The sequence below is a fragment of the Thiobacillus denitrificans DSM 12475 genome, assembly GCF_000376425.1.
In the GTDB taxonomy this organism is placed as follows: Bacteria; Pseudomonadota; Gammaproteobacteria; order Burkholderiales; family Thiobacillaceae; genus Thiobacillus; species Thiobacillus denitrificans.
The window spans coordinates 341264-363927 of the sequence record NZ_AQWL01000001.1 but is presented as its reverse complement, the minus strand read 5'-3'; the positions used below and the strand labels follow the sequence as shown (position 1 = coordinate 363927).

22 protein-coding genes are annotated in these 22664 nt (G+C 62.1%); 17 read left to right on the top strand and 5 right to left on the bottom strand.

What is annotated here, in order from left to right; translation table 11 throughout:
* Positions 1-138: 138 nt before the first annotated feature.
* The 4 genes from B059_RS21595 to B059_RS21590 all read right to left on the bottom strand — a co-directional run bounded on the left by B059_RS21595 (position 139) and on the right by B059_RS21590 (position 5859).
* Positions 139-423, bottom strand: a complete 285-nt coding sequence (locus B059_RS21595; RefSeq protein ID WP_026177240.1) for an RHS repeat-associated core domain-containing protein — start codon at positions 421-423, stop codon at positions 139-141.
* Between the two features lie 104 nt (positions 424-527).
* Positions 528-695, bottom strand: a complete 168-nt coding sequence (locus B059_RS21350; RefSeq protein ID WP_018076551.1) for a hypothetical protein — start codon at positions 693-695, stop codon at positions 528-530.
* 380 nt (positions 696-1075) lie between these two features.
* Complete coding sequence (locus tag B059_RS21345) at positions 1076-1780, bottom strand: RHS repeat domain-containing protein (protein WP_081601566.1); 705 nt, start codon at positions 1778-1780, stop codon at positions 1076-1078.
* Positions 1781-2070: 290 nt separating this feature from the next.
* Positions 2071-5859: an RHS repeat-associated core domain-containing protein gene (locus tag B059_RS21590; protein ID WP_272867454.1), complete on the bottom strand. Its 3789-nt coding sequence runs from the start codon at positions 5857-5859 to the stop codon at positions 2071-2073.
* Positions 5860-7028: 1169 nt separating this feature from the next.
* On the opposite strand from B059_RS21590, the gene gspG reads away from it, so the two are divergent.
* The 14 genes from gspG to B059_RS0101850 are packed head-to-tail and all read left to right on the top strand — an operon-like array spanning position 7029 to position 19087.
* Positions 7029-7463 carry a type II secretion system major pseudopilin GspG gene (gene gspG / locus B059_RS0101915; RefSeq protein WP_018076549.1) on the top strand — a complete coding sequence of 145 codons (435 nt, stop codon included), beginning with the start codon at positions 7029-7031 and terminating at the stop codon, positions 7461-7463.
* Complete coding sequence (locus B059_RS0101910) at positions 7464-8648, top strand: type II secretion system F family protein (RefSeq protein WP_018076548.1); 1185 nt, start codon at positions 7464-7466, stop codon at positions 8646-8648.
* Positions 8645-10321, top strand: coding sequence for a GspE/PulE family protein (locus B059_RS0101905; protein WP_018076547.1), 1677 nt, complete (start codon positions 8645-8647; stop codon positions 10319-10321). Before B059_RS0101910 ends, B059_RS0101905 begins: the two co-directional genes overlap by 4 nt.
* Positions 10302-11060, top strand: a complete 759-nt coding sequence (locus tag B059_RS0101900) for a hypothetical protein (RefSeq protein WP_026177238.1) — start codon at positions 10302-10304, stop codon at positions 11058-11060. Before B059_RS0101905 ends, B059_RS0101900 begins: the two co-directional genes overlap by 20 nt.
* Entirely contained in the window at positions 11057-11575 is a 519-nt protein-coding gene (locus B059_RS0101895; protein WP_245538706.1) for a hypothetical protein, read from the top strand. Before B059_RS0101900 ends, B059_RS0101895 begins: the two co-directional genes overlap by 4 nt.
* Positions 11572-12099, top strand: coding sequence for a GspMb/PilO family protein (locus B059_RS0101890; protein ID WP_018076544.1), 528 nt, complete (start codon positions 11572-11574; stop codon positions 12097-12099). Before B059_RS0101895 ends, B059_RS0101890 begins: the two co-directional genes overlap by 4 nt.
* A complete protein-coding gene (locus tag B059_RS0101885; protein ID WP_018076543.1) occupies positions 12096-12605 on the top strand; it encodes a hypothetical protein in 510 nt (169 codons plus the stop codon). Before B059_RS0101890 ends, B059_RS0101885 begins: the two co-directional genes overlap by 4 nt.
* 1 nt (position 12606) lies before the next feature.
* Complete coding sequence (locus B059_RS0101880; RefSeq protein ID WP_018076542.1) at positions 12607-14556, top strand: secretin N-terminal domain-containing protein; 1950 nt, start codon at positions 12607-12609, stop codon at positions 14554-14556.
* Between the two features lie 3 nt (positions 14557-14559).
* The gene (locus B059_RS0101875) at positions 14560-15039 is read left to right on the top strand and encodes a type II secretion system protein (RefSeq protein ID WP_018076541.1); all 480 of its coding nucleotides are present in this window, start codon (positions 14560-14562) and stop codon (positions 15037-15039) included.
* A 7-nt stretch (positions 15040-15046) separates the two neighbouring features.
* The gene (locus B059_RS21330; RefSeq protein ID WP_018076540.1) at positions 15047-15427 is read left to right on the top strand and encodes a type II secretion system protein; all 381 of its coding nucleotides are present in this window, start codon (positions 15047-15049) and stop codon (positions 15425-15427) included.
* Entirely contained in the window at positions 15414-15911 is a 498-nt protein-coding gene (locus tag B059_RS21325) for a type II secretion system protein (RefSeq protein ID WP_018076539.1), read from the top strand. Before B059_RS21330 ends, B059_RS21325 begins: the two co-directional genes overlap by 14 nt.
* A gap of 52 nt (positions 15912-15963) precedes the next feature.
* Positions 15964-16188, top strand: coding sequence for a PP0621 family protein (locus B059_RS0101860; protein ID WP_018076538.1), 225 nt, complete (start codon positions 15964-15966; stop codon positions 16186-16188).
* Positions 16185-17768: a two-component system sensor histidine kinase NtrB gene (locus tag B059_RS0101855; protein WP_245538705.1), complete on the top strand. Its 1584-nt coding sequence runs from the start codon at positions 16185-16187 to the stop codon at positions 17766-17768. Before B059_RS0101860 ends, B059_RS0101855 begins: the two co-directional genes overlap by 4 nt.
* 2 nt (positions 17769-17770) lie before the next feature.
* Positions 17771-19087 (top strand): sigma-54-dependent transcriptional regulator, encoded by a 1317-nt coding sequence (locus B059_RS0101850; protein WP_018076536.1) that lies wholly within the window; start codon positions 17771-17773, stop codon positions 19085-19087.
* 85 nt (positions 19088-19172) lie between these two features.
* Here the strand turns inward: B059_RS0101850 and B059_RS0101845 are convergent, their stop codons facing one another.
* The gene (locus B059_RS0101845) at positions 19173-19376 is read right to left on the bottom strand and encodes a hypothetical protein (RefSeq protein WP_018076535.1); all 204 of its coding nucleotides are present in this window, start codon (positions 19374-19376) and stop codon (positions 19173-19175) included.
* 307 nt (positions 19377-19683) lie between these two features.
* On the opposite strand from B059_RS0101845, the gene B059_RS0101840 reads away from it, so the two are divergent.
* The 3 genes from B059_RS0101840 (at position 19684) to B059_RS19840 (ending at position 22634) form a co-directional block, all read left to right on the top strand.
* Complete coding sequence (locus B059_RS0101840; RefSeq protein WP_018076534.1) at positions 19684-20280, top strand: hypothetical protein; 597 nt, start codon at positions 19684-19686, stop codon at positions 20278-20280.
* Between the two features lie 140 nt (positions 20281-20420).
* On the top strand, positions 20421-20675 hold the full coding sequence (locus tag B059_RS20170) for a helix-turn-helix transcriptional regulator (RefSeq protein WP_081601564.1): 255 nt from the start codon (positions 20421-20423) through the stop codon (positions 20673-20675).
* 72 nt (positions 20676-20747) lie between these two features.
* The gene (locus B059_RS19840; RefSeq protein WP_157273575.1) at positions 20748-22634 is read left to right on the top strand and encodes a replication endonuclease; all 1887 of its coding nucleotides are present in this window, start codon (positions 20748-20750) and stop codon (positions 22632-22634) included.
* Positions 22635-22664 lie beyond the last annotated feature (30 nt).

The window sequence follows — 22664 nt, the reverse complement described above, 5'->3', positions numbered from 1 at the left end:
ATTATCGTGGTTTTCACAGCATTTGCGCGTACAAGAGTTGCCATTTAGAACACCTGCGGGAGCGCTGCAAACACCATCTTGCTTTGTAAAATCGGTTGAATAGTTGCCATTAGCTGCAGGCGGAACCAGCGGTGGCACTTAGTCCAGTCCCTTCGGATCAATCCTGTTTAACGGATTGCCATTCACATAGCTGTAAACATTTAGGCCCCCTTCAAGCCCAATCGGATCGGCCTCGATATACCGGCCCGCTGTCGGATCGTAATCCCTTGCGTAGTTGTAATGCAGGTTCGTCTCCCGATCGAAGTACTGCCCTGGCAGCCTCAGGTTATTCTCGACAGTGCTGGTCGTCACCGTCGCCTTACCGAACGGCTCATAGTTCGTCTTCCAGACGATCGTCCCTGCTTGTGGTCCGTCATCGCCCACGGCGTGCTGGGGCGATCGACGTGGTAGTAGTAGACCTGCTGGTTGTTGTCGATCCGCGCCAGCGATCGTCCGTCGAGCCAGACGTAGACCTTGTTGTTGCCCACCTAGTCCTGCTCGTACAGTAGTTCGCCGTCGGGGCCGTAGTGGAAGCTGGTGGCGAGCCCGTTCTGGTTGATCTTCTTGATGCGCTGACCCTGGGCATTGTAGGTGTAGGTCGTCGTCTCGCTCGCGGTGGTACTTGTTGCATAATCGTGACCCCATTTGTCTTTCATTTGTCTTTTCTGACTGATGCGCCCTTCGACGTCGTAGCCGTTGGTGGCGATGTGGCCGCTATGGTATTTGCCTCGCTTTTTTCCAAGCTACGACCAAGAGTCCTATCCCGCCACCAATGAGTCCCGCCACAAAGCAAATACCAATAACCATCGGAGCCCATGTTGAATATTGGTCATCCGTTGCTCCTCGCCAAACCGGCAACCAGTAAAGTACATAAGAAACACTAAATGAGATCAGCGCAACTATCGCAATCCGTAAAGCTAGACTTTTTAATCTCCAACATAAAAATGCTGTCAGTATTGAGGCGAAAGCTGTGATGCCTATAGACAAAAGCATGTTTTAAATCCCTTTCGATGCACTAGTGGAAATATTTCTGTGGTTATTCTCCGCAGGAACAATTTGTACTGTTTGGCCCTGGGTCCCTAATGCCATTTCTTTGCATTGTTCGCACAATTACGGATGACATAATGCTCTCTCCCCAAGACGCATCTATTGTTAATTGCCCATCGCAAGACCTAAAGCAGGTAGATCTTTTAGGAGGATCACAGGGATGAGCCTTACGGCATTGGTAATAGCAAATGTCATGTGATTGACAGGCCGTATCTAAGCCATCAACAGGGGGGGAATATAACTTGGCACTCACTGGTGTGTACTGCTCAGCGTGGCCACCAGTCCAGTCAGGGCCACACCAATTGCCATGGACTTTTGTGAGGCCATTGGGATCCACGTAACTCAGCAGATTTCCTTCAACATAGGCATAGAGATTCATGCCCCCTTGCAACCCAATCGGATCGGCCTCGATATACCGGCCCGTTGTCGGGTCATAACCCCTAAAGTAGTTGTACTGCATCCCGGTCTCCCGGTCGAAGTACTGCCCAAGAAGTCTGGGGTTATTCTCGACCGTATTGATCGTCACCGTCGCCTTGCCGAAGGGTTCGTAGTTCGCCTTCCAGACGACCGTTCCTGCTTGGTTCGTCATCGCCCACGGCGTCCCCAGGTGATCGACGTGATAGTAATAAATCTGCGCGTCGTTATCGATCCAGGCGAGCGGGCGGCCGTCGAGCCAGACGTCAGCTCGGCCCATTTGATTTGTAGGGGCGTCGGCGCCAGCGCCGACTTAGATAAAATGGGAGGCCTATGGCGAGGGAAAGCAACAATGCAAGCAAACTCATTGTCACCAATGAAATCATTAAGAATGGATCCCAGTACCCATAATGGATTCTGAAAGCTAATTGACCGATGATTGTCGTTAGGCCAGCAGCAAACATGCTGGCTAAGAAATAGGAACGAATAAAATAATGGCAACCTATACTGTTCAGCAATGTTAGCGCTGTGAAGACTAGAACTCCTACTGTTTTCTCTTCCATATTTCTCTCACTGTTTACAGCTGCAACTACGTTGCGCGTTGTCGAAAGCACCTTGTCCCCACCGGCCTACGGCTTCCCAGTACCAAGTGGCAGTCATCATGCATTGATTTCGGACAAGGGAGTTGAGAGGGGATTTTTCACATTCTGCGAGCGCATCCGACAGTAGATTCTGGTCACATGAGTTTTTTTGCGTACCGCACTTACTGTAACAAATATCGTGCTTATGACATGCAGAGGAAAAATCGACGCCGCCCGGAAATAAATCGGGAACAAATACCTCGTTCCAACCCGACCCACAAAATAATCCTAACCGGTCTGTCTTCGTGACGGGATTCCCCTCCGCATAGGTGTAGAGATTAATGCCGCCACTGAGCCCGATCGGATCGGCCTCGATATACCGGCCCGTCCCCGGATCGTAATCCCTTGCGTAGTTGTAATGCAGGTTCGTCTCCCGATCGAAGTACTGCCCTGGCAGTCTCAGGTTATTCTCGACAGTGCTGGTCGTCACTGTCGCCTTGCCGAACGGCTCGTAGTTCGCCTTCCACACAGTGGTTCCCATACTGTTCGTCATTGCTTGCGGCGTCCCCAGATGATCGACGTGGTAGTAATAAATCTGTGCGTTGTTGTCGATTCTTGCCAATGGTCTTCCGTCGAGCCAGACGTAGGCCTTGGTGTTGCCGGCCTGGTCCTGCTCGTACAGCAGTTCGCCGTTCGGGCCGTAGTGGAAAGCGGTGGCAAGTCCGTTCTGGTTGATCTTCCTGATGCGCTGGCCGAGGGCGTTGTAGCTGTAGGTGGTGGTTTCGCTTGCGGTCTGGCTGGTGGCAAGCCGGTTGTAGCCATCGTAAGTGAAGCTGGCAGTGCTGGTGGATGCGGTGTTGCCGTAGGCGGTTCTGGTTCGCGTATCGCTGCCGGCCTGATACAGCCAGTTGGGCGGGCTGTAGACGTAGGGCATGGTGCCGGCGTTGCGGGTCTCGCTCTGGCGGTTGCCATTCTTGTCGTAAGCCCAGGCAAGGCTGCCGAAGCTGTTGGCGGCGCTGTCAATGGCGGAGACGAGACGGCCGGTGCTGTCATAGGCGTAAGTCAGCAGGGTATTGTTGATGTCCACGATGCTGGCAACGTTGCCGGCGAGGTCGTGGCCATAGAGTTTGTAGCTCGGGCCGTCGAAATGGTACGAAGGGCGATAGTCCTGGTCGCGTCTTAGATAGAACCCGCTGCCGTTGCCGTAGCTAAAGCTCTGCGGGCCGGTGAAAGGGTAGATATAGCTGAAGTTGCTTGCCAGCACGGTCTCGGAGTCGGCCGCGTTCTTGCGGGTCTTCACCTGGCTGACACGCCCCTGGGCGTCGTAGCCGTAGGTGACGCTGCGGCCGCTGGGATAAGTCACAGTCTCGATCTGTCCGCCGGGGCGGTAGCTGTACACACCGAAGTACCAGTTGTCGATGGCGGATAGCTGGTAGGTCTGCCGGCCGTGTAGGTCGTAGCTGAAGTAAAGGTGGAAGCTGCCGTTGCGCTGTACCCAGCACAGGAAGCCTTTGCCGCAGTCGTCGTAGAAATACTGGTAGACCGGAGCACCGCTCTGGCTGCTCTGTTTCTGGACAAGCCGGTTCAAGGCGTCGTAGCTATAGGTGGCGGTCACGTTCCGCGCGTCGGTCTCGGTCTTGGTGTTGCCGGCTCCGTCGAAGGTGCGGGTGGTGGTGCCGGTGCCCGCGCTCTGGGTCTGGACGATGTCGCCGAAGGCGTTGCGGGTGTAGACGGTGGCCTGGTTGGCCGGATCGACAACGTTTGTGACCTGGCCGAGGGTGTTGGGTTTGTATTGCTCGACGCCGCCGTCGGCGTTCAGCGTCTGGATGAGGCGGTCGAGGGCGCCGTAGCCGTGGCTGGTGACGTCGGCGACGTCGGTGCGGGCGCCGTCGATCTGTTTCAGGTTTCCCTGGGCATCGTACTGGTAGGTGACGGTCTGGTTGGCGGCGCCGATGTCCTGCCACAGGCGGTCCAAGGCGTCGAAGGTGCGGCTGTGAGCGTAGTAGACGGTGCTGCCGCCGAGGCCGGTGATCGCTTCATGAGTGCGGTTGCCCATGGCGTCGAAGGTGTAAGTGAGGCGGCCGCCGTCCTGGTCGACAATGGTGGTGAGGTGGTGGGCGGGGTCGTATTCGAAGCTGACGTAGCTGCCGTCAGGACGGGCGAGTTTGATCAATTGGCCGACGTAGTCGTAGTCGAAGCGGGTCAGCTCACCGCCGACACTGCGGGTTTCGAGCCAGCCGCGCGGACTATAGGTATAAGTGCTGACGAGGCCGTTGGGGTCGGTGATCCGGAGGGCACGGCCGTTGGCGTCGTATTCGTCATAGGTTGTGATGTGGCCGAGAGCATTGGTGATCTGCTTGAGCTGGCCACGGCAGCCCAGGGGATCGCCGGTGCAGTTCTCGTCGGGGGCGTAGTAGTCTGTGGTGGTGAGATCGCTGACGTCGGTGCGCGGGCCGTCTTCAATTTTCTGGACTAGGACGCCGGGAACGCTGGCATGGTAGGTGTAGCTGGTGCTCCAGGTGCGAGTCTGGCCGCTGGCGAGGTCCTTGATGCTGCGGATGGTAGGGTTGCCACGGCTGTCGTAGACGGTGCTGGTTTCGCGACCGGCCTCTGTGATCTTGACGGGCAGGCGGAAGCGGCTGTCCCACTGGGTGAGTATCTTGCGCTCGACGCTATTGGCGGTGGGGGTGTAGGTAGCGAGGTTACTCGGGCAGTTGGTGCTGGATGCCAGGCCTTCGACGCGGGCGATTTCGAGGTTGCGCGTCAGGTCGTAGGCGTGGCAGGTAGTGTGGCCGTTGAAGTCAGTGCGACTGGCGACGTTGCCATTGGCGTCGTAGGCTATGGCGGAGGACGCAGCGCTGCAGCCGGAGCCGCCGGGCTGGGAGACGCCGGTGCTCTTGACGGCACCCAATATGGTAGTGAAGTTGTAGGTGCGCTGGGTACCCATGGGGTCGGTGACGGTGGTCGAGACGGGGTTGCCATTGGCGTCCGTGGTGTAGGCGAGATTGTAGTGATCGACCGAGCCGCCGTGGTCTTCGTCGTAGGCGCGTCCCTGGCTGTCGTAGCGGTAGGTGGCGTAGCGGTCGCCATTCTCGTCAACGATGCCGGTTAGGGCATGCGGGAAAGTAGGGTTCTCGTATAGGTAGGTCTTGCTCTTGCCGTCGGGATACTGGACGGAGACGAGATTGCCGTTTGTGTCGTAAACGTAAGCGTAGATTCCGCCGGAAGGATCGGTCAGCTTGATAATGCGGGACAAGGCGTCGTAACCGAAATTGAGGACGTTGCCGGTAGCGTCGGTGACGCGAATCAATTGGCCGACGGAAAGAACGGCCAGGGTCGGGCTGCCAAAGGCGTCGAGGACGTAGCCGCCATTAGTACCCGCGGTGCCGTCGCTGTAAGTTAGAGTTTCGGTGCGGCCGGCGCGGTCGGTGAGTGATTGCAGCTTACCACTCGCATCGTAGAGTTCGACGGAGTCGTCGGCGGCCATGGTGTAGCGCCAGCCAGCGGAGCTGGAAAGTTGGACTAGGGTATCGGCAATGTCGGCGTCACCAATCCAAGTGCTGCCGCTCAGTTGAAAGTTAAGTGACTTTCCGTCAGGACGTCTCACTGTCACCGCCGTTGACGTACTCAAGAAAATTTGACGTTTATATGAGTGCCGCCAACTCACTCCAAAGCTAGTAGTCACAGGCGATACGCTGTTGTAATAGCGTCGCAGAGTCAGCGTTTGTGTGCTGGTATTACTATCGGTCTCAGCTAGAAACTTATTGCCTATGCCGATCGTAATTGGATTGGGCGTTGTCGGGCACGAATTACCTGCGTTCTACCAGAGACAGTGTCGAAGTATGGATAAACCGTAAGTCTGCTTTTGGATGGATCGTTGTATAACGGATCAGTCAGGTTGACAATCGCAAATTGACAGTCCTTGTACTGGGGATAGGCCGGGTTGGCCAACACTCCAGTAAACTCAAAATAACAACAGTTTGTATTAGGGGAGTACGTGTAATTGTAGGGAGGGTAGGCCTTACAGGCTTCTTCTGCACTGTCGAAAAGTGCTTGATTTATATACCAAGACCACCCTTTGAATCCTTGATTGTTTGCAGCGGCGTTTGCTCCGTAAAAAATTACGGTAAACAAAGAAAATACCGTCGCGACTACAAACAGCTCTCGCACGCCTTGCGCGAACGAACTCACCCCATTCGACATGATTCTTCCCTCCCCTTCGGAAATTGCTTTGAATTGTTTTGTTTGTTCTTCCGCAGGGTCGGCTCGCGTGCGTTGCGCGGGCCGTGATGTGGTCCGGACTCTATCCGTAGGTTTATGGATTTGTCAATCGCATGCGAATTACAGCGCATTCGGTTCCGACCGTTCGCCAGGCACAAGCGCCGTTTATTTCCCTGGTTCTACGCAAATGACGATAGACGGCCAGAGCAAGCCAATACCCATTAAAAATCAGAACATATTGACCGCTTGAAAATCCGCGTGATAAGTTCACAGCCATAAATCAAATAAGCCAGCGGCCCGGCACGCCGGCAATTTGCGGATAACAAATCGTGATCGTTGCATCGGCAGGGGGAGACTGCATGGGTGATCATTTTGTCCGTCAATATTCGACTGGCGCCTGGCATCCCGTTTTCGGGCGGGCCGCCGCTTTCAGCGACAGCGCGATTCTTCCATGCTCCGGTGCGGCATCGGACGGCGATGCGTCCCGGTACCCCGTTGCCCGGCACCCCGATATCCCACGCAATTCAAGACAACGACCGCTTTGCTTCCGGCGAGGCAAGACGGCCTGGCGAGCCTGATTCCCACTTTTAACACGCCGGTAACATGCGGCTGTTTCAATTCAACTCCACGACAGTTGCCCCTCCCCTGCCCGTCGTCCGGGGACGCCGGCACGCATCTCAGGCAATCCATCCATTCCACGGCGGACAACCACACAGAGGTCAGATTGTGTTTCCATTCATCGCGACATCCGGCCCCGGCCGCAGCGGCGGCTTCACCCTGCTCGAACTGCTGGTGGTGCTGGTGATTCTGGGGCTGCTGGCAGGTTATGTGGCACCCAAGTATTTCTCCCAGGTCGGCAAGTCCGAAGTCAAGACAGCGCAGGCCCAGATCGGCGCGCTGGAAAAGGCGCTCGACCAATACCGCATCGACACCGGTCATTACCCCGGCATCGAGCAGGGCCTGGCCGCGCTGAACACCAAGCCTGCCGACGAAGCGCGCTGGGACGGCCCCTATCTGAAGAAAGCGGTGCCGAACGATCCCTGGGGCAAGCCGTATCAATACCGCATGCCCGGCGAGCGCGGCGAGGTGGACATCTTCTCGTTTGGCCGCGATGGCGCACCCGGCGGCAGCGGCGACGGCGCCGACATCGGCAACTGGTAAATGCGCTACCGGGTAAAAGCCTTGCGCCCGGGTGCGGGAGTCACGGCGCTGACGCTGGAAGCGCTCGACGAGGCCGAGGTCACTGCGCGGCTGCAGCGCGAAGGTGCGCAGGTGCTGTCCATCGTCGCCGAGCGCGCGGGCTGGCTGGCGGCACGGCGCATACGCTTTCCGCTGCTGCTGTTCACGCAGGAACTGATCGCGCTGCTGGATGCCGGACTGACCCTGACCGAGGCGCTGGAAACCCTGGCCGAGAAGGAAAGCCGCCCCGAATCGCGCCAGCTGATCGAGCGCCTGCTTGCCACCATGCGCGAAGGCCGCCCGTTTTCGGCCGCACTCGCCACGCAGGGCGATGCATTCCCGCCCCTGTATACCGCTACAGTGCGCGCGGCCGAGAGCACCGGCGACCTCTCGCCCGCGCTGGCCCGTTACCTCGGCTATCAGAACCAGATCGACACGGTAAAGAAGAAAGTGCTGTCGGCGTCGATTTACCCGATGCTGCTGATCGGCGTCGGTACGCTGGTGATCGGTTTTCTGCTCGGCTACGTGGTGCCGCGCTTCGCCACCGTGTATGCCGACGCCGGACGCGACCTGCCGTGGATGTCGCGCATGCTGCTGGCCTGGGGCGAGGCGGTCGGAGCGCACGGCGGCTGGGTTGCGCTGGGCGCGCTGGGTCTGGTCGCCAGCCTGGTCGCCGTGCTGTCGCAGCCCGCCACCCGCGCCGCGCTCACCCGCCTGGCCTGGCGACTCCCGGCGATCGGCGAGCATCTGCGCACCTTCGAACTGGCCCGCTTCTACCGCAGCCTCGGCATGCTGCTCGCCGGCGGCATTCCCGTCGTCCAGGCGCTCGGCATGGTATCGGGGCTGCTTTCGGCGCACCTGCGCGGCGGCGCGGCGACGGCGATGGAGACGATGCGTCGCGGCGAAACCATCTCGGCGGCGTTCGCCCGCGGCAAGCTGACCACGCCGGTGGCCGCGCGACTGCTGCGCGTCGGCGAGAAAAGTGGCCGCATGGGCGAGATGATGGAGCGCATCGCCATTTTTCACGACGAGGAAATGGCGCGCTGGGTGGACTGGTTCACCCGCCTGTTCGAGCCGCTGCTGATGGTGTTCATCGGCCTCACCATCGGCCTGATCGTGGTGCTGCTCTATATGCCGATCTTCGACCTGGCGGGATCGATCCAGTGAACGCACCGCAACCCGCCCTCACCGCCGCCGCCCTGGCCAGCCTGCGCCAGGAAGCGCACGCTGCCGGCCAGTCCGTGATACTGAGGCTGCAGGAGCAGTTCGGCCTCGACGCCGACGCCACGCTGCATCTGCTGGCCGCCCATTGCCGCCAGCCCGCCTTCGACATGGCCGGGCTGAACGCACTGACCGCTGACTTCGGCAAACTCGGCTTCAACGAGGCCGCGCGCCGGCATTGCCTGGCCGCACGCGATGGTGACGGACAACCCTGGCTGCTGCTGACCGATCCTTGGGACAGTGCCAGCCGGGCCTATGCCGGGCATGTGCTGGGAACGCCGTTCAAGACCGGGCTCGCCCACCCCGCCGATCTGGCGGCACTGCTGGCGCGCCACGAGGAGGGCCTGCGCGCGATGGAGGGCGTGGGCGGCGGCAGCACGCAGGCGGCGCCGGACTCCGGCGCCGAAACCCTGTCGTTCGCCAGCATCGCCGAGGACGCCAGCCCGGTAGTGCGGCTGGTGCGCTCGACGCTGTACGACGCGCTGAAAGCCGGCGCCTCCGACATCCACATGGAAACCGATCCGCGCGGCCTGACGGTGAAATACCGCATCGACGGCGTGCTGTCGCATATCGCCCACGCCGCGGGAGTCGAAGTTGCCGAACAGGCGGTGTCGCGCATCAAGGTGATGGCCGAACTCGACATCGCCGAGCGCCGGGTGCCGCAGGACGGCCGCTTCAAGGTGTCGATGCAGGGGCGCGAGGTCGACGTGCGGGTGTCGATCATGCCGAGCGTATTCGGCGAAGATGCGGTGCTGCGGATCCTGGACCGGCAGGCGCTGTCGGAAGAACTCTCGGGCCTCACGCTGGAAGGCCTCGGCTACGCCGGGGCGACGCTGGCGCGCATCCGCAAGCTGGCAGCCGAGCCCTACGGCATGCTGCTGGTGACCGGGCCGACCGGCTCGGGCAAGACCACCACGCTGTACGCGGCGATTTCCGAGATCAACCACGGCCGCGACAAGATCGTCACCATCGAGGACCCGGTCGAATACCAGCTGCCAGGCGTGCTGCAGATTCCGGTCAACGAGAAGAAGGGACTGACGTTCGCGCGCGGCCTGCGCTCGATTCTGCGCCACGACCCCGACAAGATCATGGTCGGCGAGATCCGCGACGCCGACACCGCGCAGATCGCGGTGCAGTCGGCGCTCACCGGCCACTTGGTGTTCACCACCGTGCACGCCAACAACGTGTTCGACGTCATCGGCCGCTTCATTCACATGGGCGTCGACCCCTACAGCTTCGTATCGGCGCTCAATGGCATCGTGGCGCAGCGTCTGCTGCGGGTGAACTGCCCGCATTGCGCCGCGCCGGTCGTGCCCGCCGACGACCTGCTCGAACTGTCGGGCCTGACGCTCGAGAAGACCCGCGACTACGAATTTCGCCAGGGCAGCGGCTGCGGCCACTGCCGCGGCAGTGGCTACAAGGGCCGCCGCGCCGTCGCCGAAATACTGCTGCTGACTGACGAACTACGCGAACTGATCGTGGCGCGCGCGCCGATTGGCCAGATCAAGGAAGCCGCCGCGCGCGGCGGCACCCGCAGCCTGCGCGAGGCGGCGCTCGCGCTGGTGAAGTCGGGCGACACCACCCTGGAGGAGATCAACCGTGTCACGCTGGTCGGCTGATTCCTTGCGCATCGCGCTCATTCCCGGCGAAGCCGCGCTGCTGCGCGCACGCGACAGCCGCGTGCTCGCCAGCCATGAACGCGGCGCGGCGAGCCTGCTGCCGCTGCTCGACGATGCCCTCGCCGATGCCGCCTGGCGCAGCCGCCGCGCCGAGGTGGTGGTGTCGCAGCACTTCGTTCGCCATGTGCTGACGCCGCCGCCCGGCAAGGCGCTCGCGCCTGCCGAGGAGCGCGCTCTGGTGACGGCCAGCCTGCGCGACATCTATGGCGACGAGGCCGAGCACTGGAACGTGCAGGTGCTCAGCCAGCCACCGCAACATGGCCTGCTCGGCGCCGCGATGGATGCGGCGTGGGTCCGGCAACTGGATGCGCTGCTGGCTCGCCATGGTTTTCGCGATGTGACGATCCGCCCGCTCGCCAGCGTCGCTGCGCGTCGCCTGCCGCAGCGGCTGGCTGGCTGGTGGGCGCTGGTCGAGCCGGGCTGGCTGAGCCTGTTCGGTTCGGCAAACGGCATCTGGCGACACGTCGCCGGCCAGCCGGTCGACGACGGCTGGGCCGCGACACTGCCCGAGCTGATCGAACGCGAGGCCGCGCTGATGGCGCAGCCCCTCCCCGCTGCGACCTGGATTCAGGCGCTGGGCACCGGCACGGTGGCAGCGCCGGATTCCGCCGGTACCCGCTGGCAGGTGCTGCCGCACGACACGCAACTCCGCGGCGCACTGGCGTTGGCGGGAATATGACAATGCGGCTCGATTTCGATTTCCATGCGCGCTCCTCGCGTCCCGCCAGGCTGAGCATTGCGCTGGCGCTGGCCGGCATGGCGGCACTGGGCTGGGCCTGGAGCAATCTGCAGGCGGCGCGCGCTGCCGAGACCGGGCTGGCGCTGCGGATCGCCGCGCTCGAACGGGCCCAGCCGCGCGCGACGGCACAACCCGCCACGCGCGCCGACAGTGCGGCACACGCAGCCCAGGCACGCATCGCGGCACAGCTCGGCCATTCCTGGCAGCCGGCGTTCGACGCACTGGCCACGGCGCGCAGCGCCAGGATCGCGCTGCTCTCGCTCGACGCCGTGCAGGCCAAGTCGCAGCTCAAGCTGGTGGCCGAAGCGCGGCAGCTTGCCGATGCCGTCGCCTTCATCGACGCGCTGCAACAGCAGCCGGGGGTGAAGCGTGCCACGCTGACCCAGCACGAGGCGCAGGCCGACGCCGGACAGCATCCGGTGCGCATCACTATCCTGGTGGAGCTGGGCGCATGACAAATCTGATCTGGCAACTGCGACAATGGGCGCGCCGCCTCGGCGCCGGCGGCCTGGCCGGGCTGGGACTGCTGGCGGGCGCGCTGCTGCTGCAGGGCGTCCAGGTTTCCTCGGTGCAGCGGGCGGTCGCCGCTCAGCACGAACGCCTGGCCGCGCTGCACGTGACCACCGCGCGGCCGGCCGCGCCAGCACCGGTGCCATTCAATCCGCTGGCCGAGCTGCCGCCGGCAGGAGCGGCGGCACAGCAGATCGGCGAACTGGAACGGCTGGCGCGCGCGCACGGATTCGACCTGCCGCGCGGGCAATACAGCGTGTCGCCGCTGGCGGCCACCCCGCTGCAACGCTGGCAGCTGGTGCTACCGGTTGTGACTTCCTACCCGGCACTGCATGCTTTCATCGCGGCGGCGCTGGAACGCCAACCCAACCTGACGCTGGACGAGCTGAAGCTGAAGCGTGATCGCATCGAATCCGGCGAGCTGCAGGCCGAGTTGCACCTGAGCCTGTTCATGGAGGCGACGCCATGAGCGAAACACAACGGCGCCGGGTTCTGTTCGCCGTGTTGGCCGGCGCAGTAGCGTGGTCGATCTGGCTGGCGCTCGACGAACCGGCCACCGAAGCAGGCGATGCCGGACTCGAGCTGGCCGAACCCGTGGCGCGTGCGCGCCCGCGCGCCACCGGCCGGCCCGTCATCGTGCCGGCCAGCCCTCAGGCAGCGGCGCCGCGGCTGGCGCTTTCCCGTGCCAACCTGTTTCCCGAACAGACCTGGTTCGTGCCGCCGCCCCCGCCACCGCCGCCCCCTTATGTGCCACTGCCGCCCCCGCAGGCGCCGGCTCTGCCATTCAGCTACATGGGACGCTGGCAGGAGGCCGGCCACACCACCTGGTACCTGGCCCGCGGCACGGTGCCGGTGAGCGTACACGCCGGCCAGGTGCTCGACGGTGTATGGCGGCTGGAACCGGTGGTCGACGGCATCCTGAATTTCACTTATCTACCGCTGAACCAGACGCGCAGCCTGCGCACAGGAGATTGAGTTGCAGTCCTTTCGCCATTCCCTATCGATTGCCGCGCTGCTTGCCCTGAGTCTGGCCGGCTGTGCCAGCAGCGGTCTCAAGGAGGGGCGCGCGCTGCTCGCCGCCGGCCAGGCCGAGGCCGGCATCGAACGTCTGCGCGCGGGGCTTGCCGAGGAGCCCGGCAACATCGAACTCAAGGCCTACTACCATACCCAGCGCGAACGCCTGACTGGCGACCTCCTGCTCCAGGCGCAACAGGAACTGGACGCGACACGCTTCGATGTCGCCGAAGCCCTGCTGCAGAAAGTGCTGGTGCTGCATCCCGAAAATCCGCGCGCGCATACCCAGCTCGCCAATCTCGCGACCATGCGCCAGCATCAACAGACGCTCCAGGCAGCAAACCAGGCGCTGTCGGCAGGCCGCCTCGACGAGGCGGCACAGGTGGCGCACCTGATTTTGGCGCAGGCGCCCGGCCATGCCGGCGCGCAGACGCTGCTGCGGCAGATCCAGGCGTTACGCACGCCCGACGAACTCAGTACGCGCGAACTCGGGGCGGCCACCCGCAAGCCGATCACGCTGGAATTCCGCGATGCGTCGCTGCGCAATGTGTTCGACATGATCGCGCGGCAATCGGGCATCAATTTCGTGTTCGACAAGGACGTCCGGCTGGATCTCAAGGCCACGCTGTTCGCGCGCAATACGCCGATCGCCGACGCGATCGACATGCTACTGATGACCGGCCAGCTGGCCAAGAAAGTGGTCAACGCCAACACGCTGCTGATCTATCCCGACCAGCCGCAAAAAAACAAGACGTACCAGGAGCTGCTGGTGAAGAGTTTCTATCTGGGCAACGCCGATCCCAAGACCACCATGGCGATGCTGCGCACCCTGATCAAGGCCAAGGATCTGTACGTGGACGAGCGGCTGAATCTGCTGGTGATGCGCGACACGCCCGACGCCATCCGCCTGGCGGAGAAGATTGTCGCGGTGCAGGATCTGGCCGAGCCGGAAGTCATGCTCGAAGTCGAAGTGCTCGAAATCAAGCGCGGTCGGCTGCTCGACCTGGGCGTGCAATACCCCAACCAGTTTTCGCTGCTCAACACCGTCACCAACCAAACCGCGACTTCGTCCACGGTGGGCGCGCCGGTGGTCACCACCAACACCACGCTGTCGCCGCTGCCGCTGACCGTGGACAAGCTACGCCACATCACCGGCGCCGACATCACGATGAACACGCCGCAGCTCAACCTGAAGAAAGAGGACAGCGACGTCAACCTGCTGGCCAATCCGCGCATCCGCGTGAAGAACCGCGAGAAGGCCAAGATCCATATCGGCGACAAGGTGCCGGTGATCACCTCCAACACCACCTCGACCGGCGTGATATCGGAATCGGTGTCGTATCTGGACGTGGGACTCAAGCTCGACGTCGAGCCCAGCGTGCTGATGCACCATGATGTGCAGATCAAGATGGGGCTGGAAGTCTCCAACATCGTGCGCGAGATCCGCAGCAGCAGCGGCACCCTCACCTACCAGATCGGCACCCGCAATGCCGGCACCACGCTGCGCCTGAAGGACGGCGAAACCCAGGTGCTGGCCGGCCTGATCTCGGACGAGGACCGCAGCACCGCCAGCCGCGTGCCGGGGCTGGGCGACCTGCCGCTGGTGGGGCGACTGTTCTCCAGCCAGCGCGACGAACGCAGCAAGACCGAGATCGTGCTGCTGATCACCCCGCGCGTGCTGCGCAACGACGCCACCCGCCAGCCGGCCCTGACCGAATTCCGCGGCGGCACCGAAAACGCTATCGGTGGCGGACTGGCGGCGCCCTTCGTACCTGCGACGGCCGCAGCGCCGCAGACGGCTTTGCCGGCGGCGCCCCAGTCCGATCCGCCGGCCGGCGACGGGAGCGTGCCCGATGACGCATCCATCCCGCCGGCCCCGCAGATTCCTCCCCTTCCGGCGGCAGGTAGCTGAAACATGCCGACCCGGCGCTACGGCGGCTTCAGCCTGATCGAATTGATGATCACGCTGGCCATACTCGCGCTGCTCGCCAGCATGGCGGTGCCGTTCGGACAACTGGTGCAACAGCGTCACAAGGAAACCGAATTGCGTGCAGCGCTGCAGCAGATCCGCAGCGCGCTGGATGCCTACAGGCAGGGCGTCGCGGAAGGCCGCATCGCATCCCCGGCCGACGACAGCGGCTACCCGCCCGAACTGGACATGCTGTGGCGCGGCGTGGTCGACAAGACCAAACCGGATGCGAGCAAGCTCTACTTCATCCGCCGCCTGCCGCGCGACCCGTTTTTTCCGGACGCGGCCGCCCCGGCCGCCGCCACCTGGGGGGTGCGCAGCTACGCCAGCCCGCCCGACGCCCCGATGGCCGGACGCGACGTATACGACGTATATTCGCTATCGGCCGCCACCGGGCTGAATGGCATTCCGTACAGGGAATGGTAGAGCCCTCATGCTGAAACGGATGCCGCGCGGATTCACCCTGGTCGAACTCATGGTCGTGATGGCCATCATCGCCCTGCTGCTGGCGCTGGCACTGCCGCGTTATTTCAGACACCTGGACATGTCCCGCGAAACCATCCTCAAGCAGGATCTCGCCGTCATGCGCGACGCCATCGACAAATACCATGGCGACATCGGCCGTTATCCAGACAGTCTCGACGCGCTCGTCGGCGCGCGTTATCTGCGTTCGATCCCCGTCGACCCGATCAGCGAACGCGCGGACACCTGGCAGATCGTGGCGCCTTCGGGCAACGATGCGGGGGCGATGTATGACATCAAGAGCGGCGCGCCGGGAACGGCGCACGACGGCAGCGCCTATGCCGACTGGTAAGCCCGCGCAATCCGGCTTCAGTTATCTGTTCGTGCTGATGCTGATCGCGCTGATCGGCCTCGGTCTGGCCGCCGCGGGCACCCTGTGGCGCACCGAATCGCAACGCGGCCGCGAGACCGCCCTGCTGTTCATCGGCGACCAGTACCGCCAGGCGATCCGCAGCTATTACGAACTCGACCCCGCGCTGCCCCGTCTGCCGCAAAGCCTCGACGACCTGCTGGAAGACAAGCGCCGCCCCAACGTCGTGCGGCACCTGCGCCGCGCCTGGCGCGACCCGTTGACCGGCCGCCCGTTTGTGCTGATCCGCGAACCCGACACGCAAGGCATCGCCGGCGTGTATAGCCCGGCGCCGGGCCGGCCTTTCAAGCGTGCCGGATTTTCGGTCCGCGACGAGGCGTTTGCCGAAGCCGCCAGCTATGCCGGCTGGCGCTTCGTGTACCTGCCGCCCGCCCTCCCTGCGTCCGTCGCCAGCCCGCCCCGGTAAAGCCGGCAGGGGCAGCGCCGTGCTATGCTGGGTGGCATTTTAAGGAGAAGGCGTGCTCAAGGTTCTGCTGCTGATTGCAATCGTATTTCTGGTACTGGCGCTGTTTCGCGCCTACCAGCGCTCGCTTCACAAACCGCCCGCGCCGGCGCGCAAGCAGACCGTCGAAGACATGGTGAAATGCGTGCATTGCGGGGTGAACCTGCCACGCAGCGAGGCCATCTATTCCGGCGGCGAATTTTTCTGCACCCCCGAGCACCAGCAACGCAGTAAAAAATGAACGCAGCGGCACCCCCCATGCCGCGCCCGGCCACTCAGGGCTATTATGCGTCGCACTGGCGCAGTCTCGATTACTTCAATCTGTATCGCCTGACCCTGGCGGTGGCGCTGGTGTTCACCGGGCTGCTGTTCGGCACCTCGGAACTGTTCCACGAAGGCGCTTCCGAGCATTTTCAGGCCTTCGCCTATGCCTATCTGCTGATCGCGGCGCTGTTTGTGCTGGGTATCCGCGCGCGCTGGCCGGGGTTCCAGATCCAGCTCACCGCCCACATCACCGCCGATATCGTGCTGGTGATGCTGATGATGTCGACCAGCGAACAGCTGGCAGGCGGCATGGGCCTGCTGCTGGCGATTTCCATCGCCTCGGGCGGCCTGGTGGGCAGCGGGCGGCTGACCCTGCTGTATGCGGCGATGGCGTCGATTGCCGTGCTGCTGCAGCATGCTTCCGGCATTCTTGGCGGCAGCCAGGGGATGGACGGCTTTTTCCGGGTCGGGCTGCTGTGCGCCGGCTATTTCGCTATCGGCTGGCTGGCACACGCGCTGACCCGACGCGCGCTGCAGTCGGAAACGCTGGCGCAGCATCAGGCCGGCGAGCTGGCGCTGCTGAATCGCATCAACGCGCTGGCGATCGAGAACTCACCCGACGGCCTGCTGGCGGTGCGCGGCGACGGCGTGGTGCGCCACGCCAGTCCGCGTGCGCTGGCGCTGCTCGGCATCGCGGCGCCGGTGGTGCCTGGCGTCACCCGGCTGGCCGACTGCGCACCCGAACTAGCGCACGTCCTGTCGCAGCAATGCAGCCCGCAGAGCGCGCATACCCTGAGCACCCAGGCTGCGCAGTTGCGCATACGCTGCATCCCGCTTGCCACGACTGACGACAGCCGGGTGCTGGTGCTGGAAGACCAAAGCCAGGCCGAACAGGACGCGCAGCGGCTGAAGCTGGCGGCACTGGGGCGGCTCACCGCCAATATCGCGCATGAAATCCGCAATCCGCTGTCGGCCATCAGCCAGGCGGCGCAGCTGCTGCGCGAGGACACGCACGATCCGGCGCAGGCGAAACTGACCAGCATCATCGAAAACAATACCCGCCGTCTCGACCGCCTGGTGGAAGAGGTGCTGACGCTCAACCGGCGCGACCGCCTCAACCCGGTTGGTTTCGAGGTCACGATGCTGGTCGCACTGATCGACGAACTGCGCCAGACTGAAGAAATCCCGGTGGACGCCGTCATAGTGAGCATGCCCGATACCGCACGTTTCCAGTTCGACCCCGACCACCTGCGCCAGATCGTGTGGAATCTGCTGCGCAATGCATGGCGCTTTTGCCGCAAGCAGACGGCTAGTATTCATATCCGTCTGCTGACGCAGGGCGATGCCGCGCACCTGGATATCCGCGACGACGGCCCGGGGCTGACGCCGGAACACCAGAGCCGGCTTTTCGAACCATTTTTCACCACCGATGCGCAAGGTACCGGGCTCGGCCTGTTCCTCGCGCGCGAGCTGGCCGAAGCCAATCACGCGGTGCTGGCCTACGTGCCCGGCACGGATGGCGCATGCTTCCGTCTCAGCGTACACGGCAGGGAGTAGCCATGGCAGCCTCTCCGCGCATACTGTTGGTGGACGACGAGCCCGACCTGCTCGACCTGATGGAGCTGGCTCTGGTCAAAATGGGGCTGGAAACCGAGCGAGCGAACAGCGTGGCCGAAGCGCAGGCCCGCCTGGCGCAGACGCATTACGACCTCTGCCTCACCGACATGCGGCTGGGAGACGGCGAAGGGCTGGACGTGGTCGCTTGCGCCAGTGCGCTGACGGCGCCGGTTCCGGTGGCCGTCATCACGGCCTATGGCAACGCCGGCAATGCGGTCGCCGCCCTCAAAGCCGGGGCCTTCGACTACCTGGCCAAACCGGTGGCGCTCGACCAGTTGCGCACCTTAGTCAAATCCGCGCTGAACATTCCTGAAGCCACCCAGGCGGACGTGACTGCACGCGACCTGATCGGCCAGTCCACAGCCATGCAGGAAATCCGCACCCGCATCGCCAAACTCGCCCGCACCCAGGCGCCGGTGCATATCGCCGGCGAATCGGGCAGCGGCAAGGAGCTCGCCGCACGGCTGATCCACCGGCTGGGCAACCGCTCGGACAAGCCCTTCGTCGCCGTCAATTGCGGCGCGATCCCCGAAACGCTGATGGAAAGCGAATTTTTCGGCTATCGCAAAGGTGCGTTCACCGGCGCCGACGCCGATCGCAGTGGATTCTTCCAGGCAGCGGACGGCGGCACCCTGTTCCTCGACGAAATCGCCGACCTGCCCTTGTCGATGCAGGTGAAACTGCTGCGCGTGCTGCAGGAAAAAAAAGTACGCAAGGTCGGCGCCACCACCGAAGAAGCGGTTGACGTGCGCATCGTCAGCGCGACCCACCAGAATCTGGGCGCACTGGTAGAGGTTGGGCGTTTCCGCCAGGATCTGTATTACCGCCTGAACGTCATCGATCTGGTGATGCCCAGCCTGCGCGAGCGCGCCGAAGACATTCCCGAGATGGCGCGTTTCCTGCTCGACAAGCTCGGCGGCGCCGAGGTCAAACTCGACCGCGACGCCGAAAAAGCGCTGCGCGCCTACGCCTTCCCGGGCAACGTACGCGAACTCGAAAACACCCTGGAGCGCGCGCTGGCGTTGTGCGAAGACCGCTGCATCCGCAGCGCCGACCTCAACCTTGCGCCGGCCCCGCTCCCGGCCAGCGCCGCCGCCGGCTGCAAATATCCGCTGCAGGACTACCTCGACCAGGCGGAGCGCGCCGCCATCCTCGAAGCACTGGAACAAACGCGCTACAACAAGACCGCTGCCGCGCGCGTGCTTGGCGTCACCTTCCGCAGCCTGCGCTACCGTCTGGAGCGGCTGGGGATCGAATAACACGGCACCCATCCGGCTTGATGGCGAACAGGCTCTGGCCCGATCCGCTATAGCAGTACTTGTTACTGCATCCTGCAAGCTGAAATCAAATCGACGCACTCGCCATCTTGGCCGCCATTGTGACAGGATAGTGCTGTCTTATTTGGCGGCGGAACTGCTTGCAGAGCATCCGGAAATGCGGTTTATCTGCATACGCGACGGGATTGCGAATGATATAGGCATGCCACAGGGCGCACTCTGCATCGTCCTGACGCGCCTCGAACACGCGTCTGCCGATGGCGGAGAACATACCCCTTTAAGTACCCCTACATGAGGGGGTATTTCTTGGAATCGTCCTAAACCTTACCGGACGAACAGGCAAACAAAAAGCCCGGTTTTACGCGGGCTTCAGGGTGTTGCTGGACATTGTTGGATGTTTAATTGGTGCGCTTGTCTGACCCATAATTGCCAACACAAGCCATATTTAGTGGGCTATCACGCTAAACGAAGAGACGTGATACCCCCAAATATACCCCCACCTGTCGCCCGCAACCGAAAACGCCTCGCCCTTGTCGCGCAGGTATCATGGCTTTGCCGCCCACCGCCTGAATGCAACCATGAACACCCCTAGCAACCCGGCCGACGATTCCTATTGGACGATTCCCCGCCCCGATTGGGCGCAGTGGGAAAGAAGGCGCAAAGCCAAGTTATGGCAGGCCGTCGCCCTGCTTTGCGAGCTTGAGCCCACCAGACTTGAAATTGGGCCCGGCATACTGAACACAGTGTTTATCCACACGCCGCCAAAATTCCATACGGTGCTCGGGCTAGCAAAAACGGGCATAGGCGCGGGCCTCCTCACGCCCGACAAACTCGACCCGGAACACCTTGAAGAAAGCGAAATAGACCTGACCATTTTTGCCTCCTGGGCAAATGCCAAAGTGCTGCCCTTTCCCGAGGGATTCCCTTGGCAGCCTGAAATGAATCTTCAAGTCACTGGCTGGCCATGGGGGCGCCACGAAACCGACTTGCTTAGAAAACTGGCCCGCGCCGCCGACATTTTCTGGAAAAATTACCAACCCGGCCAACCTTCGACAGCCCCCACCAATGAGCAAGTCACCGAGTGGCTGGTCAAACAAGATGTGGCTAGGCGAACTGCCGAAATCATGGCAACAATCTTGCGCGCCGACGGCCTCCCAACCGGCCCACGCAAATAGTTACCCGCGCCCTCCCCCACCAGTAGCAGCGCGGGATTCAGCTTATTTTCCGCACAATCCCCGCGACCTACTGCGCCTATTCTTGCCCTGACAGAATCTTAAAACTGCGAACCATCCTAATCCACCACTGAGGTGCAACGATGGTTCAACGACTCCTGCGGCTTCCTAGTGTCAAGGCCGAAACTGGCGCGTCTCGCTCAACGATCTACCTTCGCATTCAGCAAGGCCTCTGGCCCAAGCCCGTAAAGCTCGGCCCACGCTCTGTGGCCTGGCCTGCTTCTGAGGTTGCCGCACTCAATGCCGCACGCATAGCGGGCATGGTCGATGCTGAGATTCGCGCTTTGGTGACCAGACTCGAAGCAGCCCGCAAATCAGCCACCAGTCTGAGCGTTTAGGCCATGCGCCCGGCAAAGCGTGTGTGTCCGCCGTCGGAGTGGGCTTCTGAGGCTGAGCGCATCGTTTGGCATTTGGATAACAGCGATGGCGATGATCGGCGCTTTCGCCATGAGATTTTCCGGCAATGGCCAAACAAGATTGCATATGCGGTAGCCAAGACATACCGGGAGCGTCACGACACCCAAGGGCTACGCGAAGCCAATCTTTTCCTGCTGGAGATGCAGGACAAGTTCAAGCCCTCCAGCATGGCGCTTGCCTGGAATGATGACGAGCTGGTATCGGAAGCCGAACGAGCAAGTAAGCGATGCCGGGAAGCATTGGACCTCTACCCGGGACGCCTTGATGAAACCCTCAGGCTCCTCCTCCGTATCTGTAACCGTTACAGGCTGGACGCTGCCCCTGTTACAGATACCGATACCGATACCGATACCGATACCGATACCGATACCGTTACCGTTACCGTTACCGTTACCGTTACCGTTACAGAGAAAGAACCACGCATCCGAGTGGGGCAAACTACCCATCCCGTTACGGGATTTATCCGCCGTGTTACCAGTAGGGACAGCAGATGGTGGCGCAGGCAACTACGCAGCCGCCACGGGCGAGACATTGAAGCTGCCGCTATTCAAGTCGGATTAGTCAAAGCCCAAGCGGGCATTTATGCCAGCGATGAAACGCTGGAACGCAAGCGCCAGCAACACAGGCGAAACCGTCGCATCCTGGAATCCATGCAAGCGGTAAACGATTCTGGATACTGCCAGAGCCTGGCTGAGCTTTCGGATGTAACCATATCGAATCCACGCATCCGGCGCGCCGAACTGATGACCCGTGCCCGTGGGTTCGAGGACATAGCCAAATCACTTGGGCACGCTGCCGAGTTTTACACCGTCACCTGCCCTTCCCGTATGCACGCGAGCCACAGGAAATCTGGCAAGCCTAATCCGAAGTATGACGGGACAACCCCTAAAGAAGCCCAAGCCTATCTAGCAACGGTTTGGGCTCGTATCCGTGCGGCTGCCGCACGCCAAGGCGTGGGCGTTTACGGCTTCAGGATTGCAGAGCCCCAGCACGATGGCACACCACATTGGCATTTGCTGCTGTTCGTGCAGCCAAACCAGATCGATACGGTAAGAGCATTGTTCAAAAAATACGCCCTGCAAACTGACGGCGACGAGGACGGCGCTAAAAAACATCGCTTCAAGGCCGTGGCCATTGACTGCAGCAAGGGTAGTGCCGTCGGATACATCGCCAAGTACATCTCCAAAAACATCGATGGCTTTGCGCTTGATTCCGGCGTCTATGGCGAAAACCCCGTTGAGGGTGCAGAGCGCGTTAAGGCTTGGGCCAGCGCCTGGGGCATTCGCCAGTTCCAGCAAATCGGCGGGCCGCCCGTCAGTGTATGGCGTGAGCTTCGTCGCCTTAAGGGTGGCGGCCCTGAGGGCGCGGTCGCTGAGTTATCCGCCGCAGCCGATCTAGGGGACTGGCAGGCCTACGTAAAACTTATGGGCGGTCCTATGGCACCTCGTAGAGACCATCCCTTTAGACTGGCCCGCCTATGGAGCGATCAGCCAGGCCAGTATGGGGAGCCCTTAGGGTGGCAGATCAAGGGCGTGGAATACGCAAACCTGATTATCGCCACACGCTTTCAGCAGTGGCGCATAGAGCGCCGGCCCTTAGGGACCCTGCCCTCAGAGCGTATCCCCGACGCGGATTTTGAAAATTCCGGAATGCCTGAGCCTTGCTCCCCTTGGACTTGTGTCAATAACTGTACGGCGCTATTACCAAGACATGATGGGGGCCCCACACTCAGAGTAGTGGCCATGAGTATGGGCAAAGGGTGGCGCTGGGATAAGCATGCTCATGACGGAAAATGTGGTTTATGGGTCAGGTATCCGCCAAACGTGAAAGTTCGCGCCAACTTATCCGTCTGGAATTCGCAGGGCAAAGCAGACAGATAGCCTAGGGTTAAAAGGTGCCGACTGAATCTG

What these genes read in the sequence shown, in the direction of transcription:
- B059_RS21350 (WP_018076551.1), bottom strand. Translation starts at nt 695, where the DNA reads ATGAAAGACAAATGGGGTCACGATTATGCAACAAGTACCACCGCGAGC.
- B059_RS21345 (WP_081601566.1), bottom strand. Translation starts at nt 1,780, where the DNA reads ATGGGCCGAGCTGACGTCTGGCTCGACGGCCGCCCGCTCGCCTGGATC.
- B059_RS0101910 (WP_018076548.1), top strand. Translation starts at nt 7,464, where the DNA reads ATGCGCTACCGGGTAAAAGCCTTGCGCCCGGGTGCGGGAGTCACGGCG.
- B059_RS0101895 (WP_245538706.1), top strand. Translation starts at nt 11,057, where the DNA reads ATGACAATGCGGCTCGATTTCGATTTCCATGCGCGCTCCTCGCGTCCC.
- B059_RS0101890 (WP_018076544.1), top strand. Translation starts at nt 11,572, where the DNA reads ATGACAAATCTGATCTGGCAACTGCGACAATGGGCGCGCCGCCTCGGC.
- B059_RS0101885 (WP_018076543.1), top strand. Translation starts at nt 12,096, where the DNA reads ATGAGCGAAACACAACGGCGCCGGGTTCTGTTCGCCGTGTTGGCCGGC.
- B059_RS0101875 (WP_018076541.1), top strand. Translation starts at nt 14,560, where the DNA reads ATGCCGACCCGGCGCTACGGCGGCTTCAGCCTGATCGAATTGATGATC.
- B059_RS21330 (WP_018076540.1), top strand. Translation starts at nt 15,047, where the DNA reads ATGCTGAAACGGATGCCGCGCGGATTCACCCTGGTCGAACTCATGGTC.
- B059_RS21325 (WP_018076539.1), top strand. Translation starts at nt 15,414, where the DNA reads ATGCCGACTGGTAAGCCCGCGCAATCCGGCTTCAGTTATCTGTTCGTG.
- B059_RS0101855 (WP_245538705.1), top strand. Translation starts at nt 16,185, where the DNA reads ATGAACGCAGCGGCACCCCCCATGCCGCGCCCGGCCACTCAGGGCTAT.
- B059_RS0101850 (WP_018076536.1), top strand. Translation starts at nt 17,771, where the DNA reads ATGGCAGCCTCTCCGCGCATACTGTTGGTGGACGACGAGCCCGACCTG.
- B059_RS0101845 (WP_018076535.1), bottom strand. Translation starts at nt 19,376, where the DNA reads ATGTTCTCCGCCATCGGCAGACGCGTGTTCGAGGCGCGTCAGGACGAT.
- B059_RS0101840 (WP_018076534.1), top strand. Translation starts at nt 19,684, where the DNA reads ATGAACACCCCTAGCAACCCGGCCGACGATTCCTATTGGACGATTCCC.
- B059_RS20170 (WP_081601564.1), top strand. Translation starts at nt 20,421, where the DNA reads ATGGTTCAACGACTCCTGCGGCTTCCTAGTGTCAAGGCCGAAACTGGC.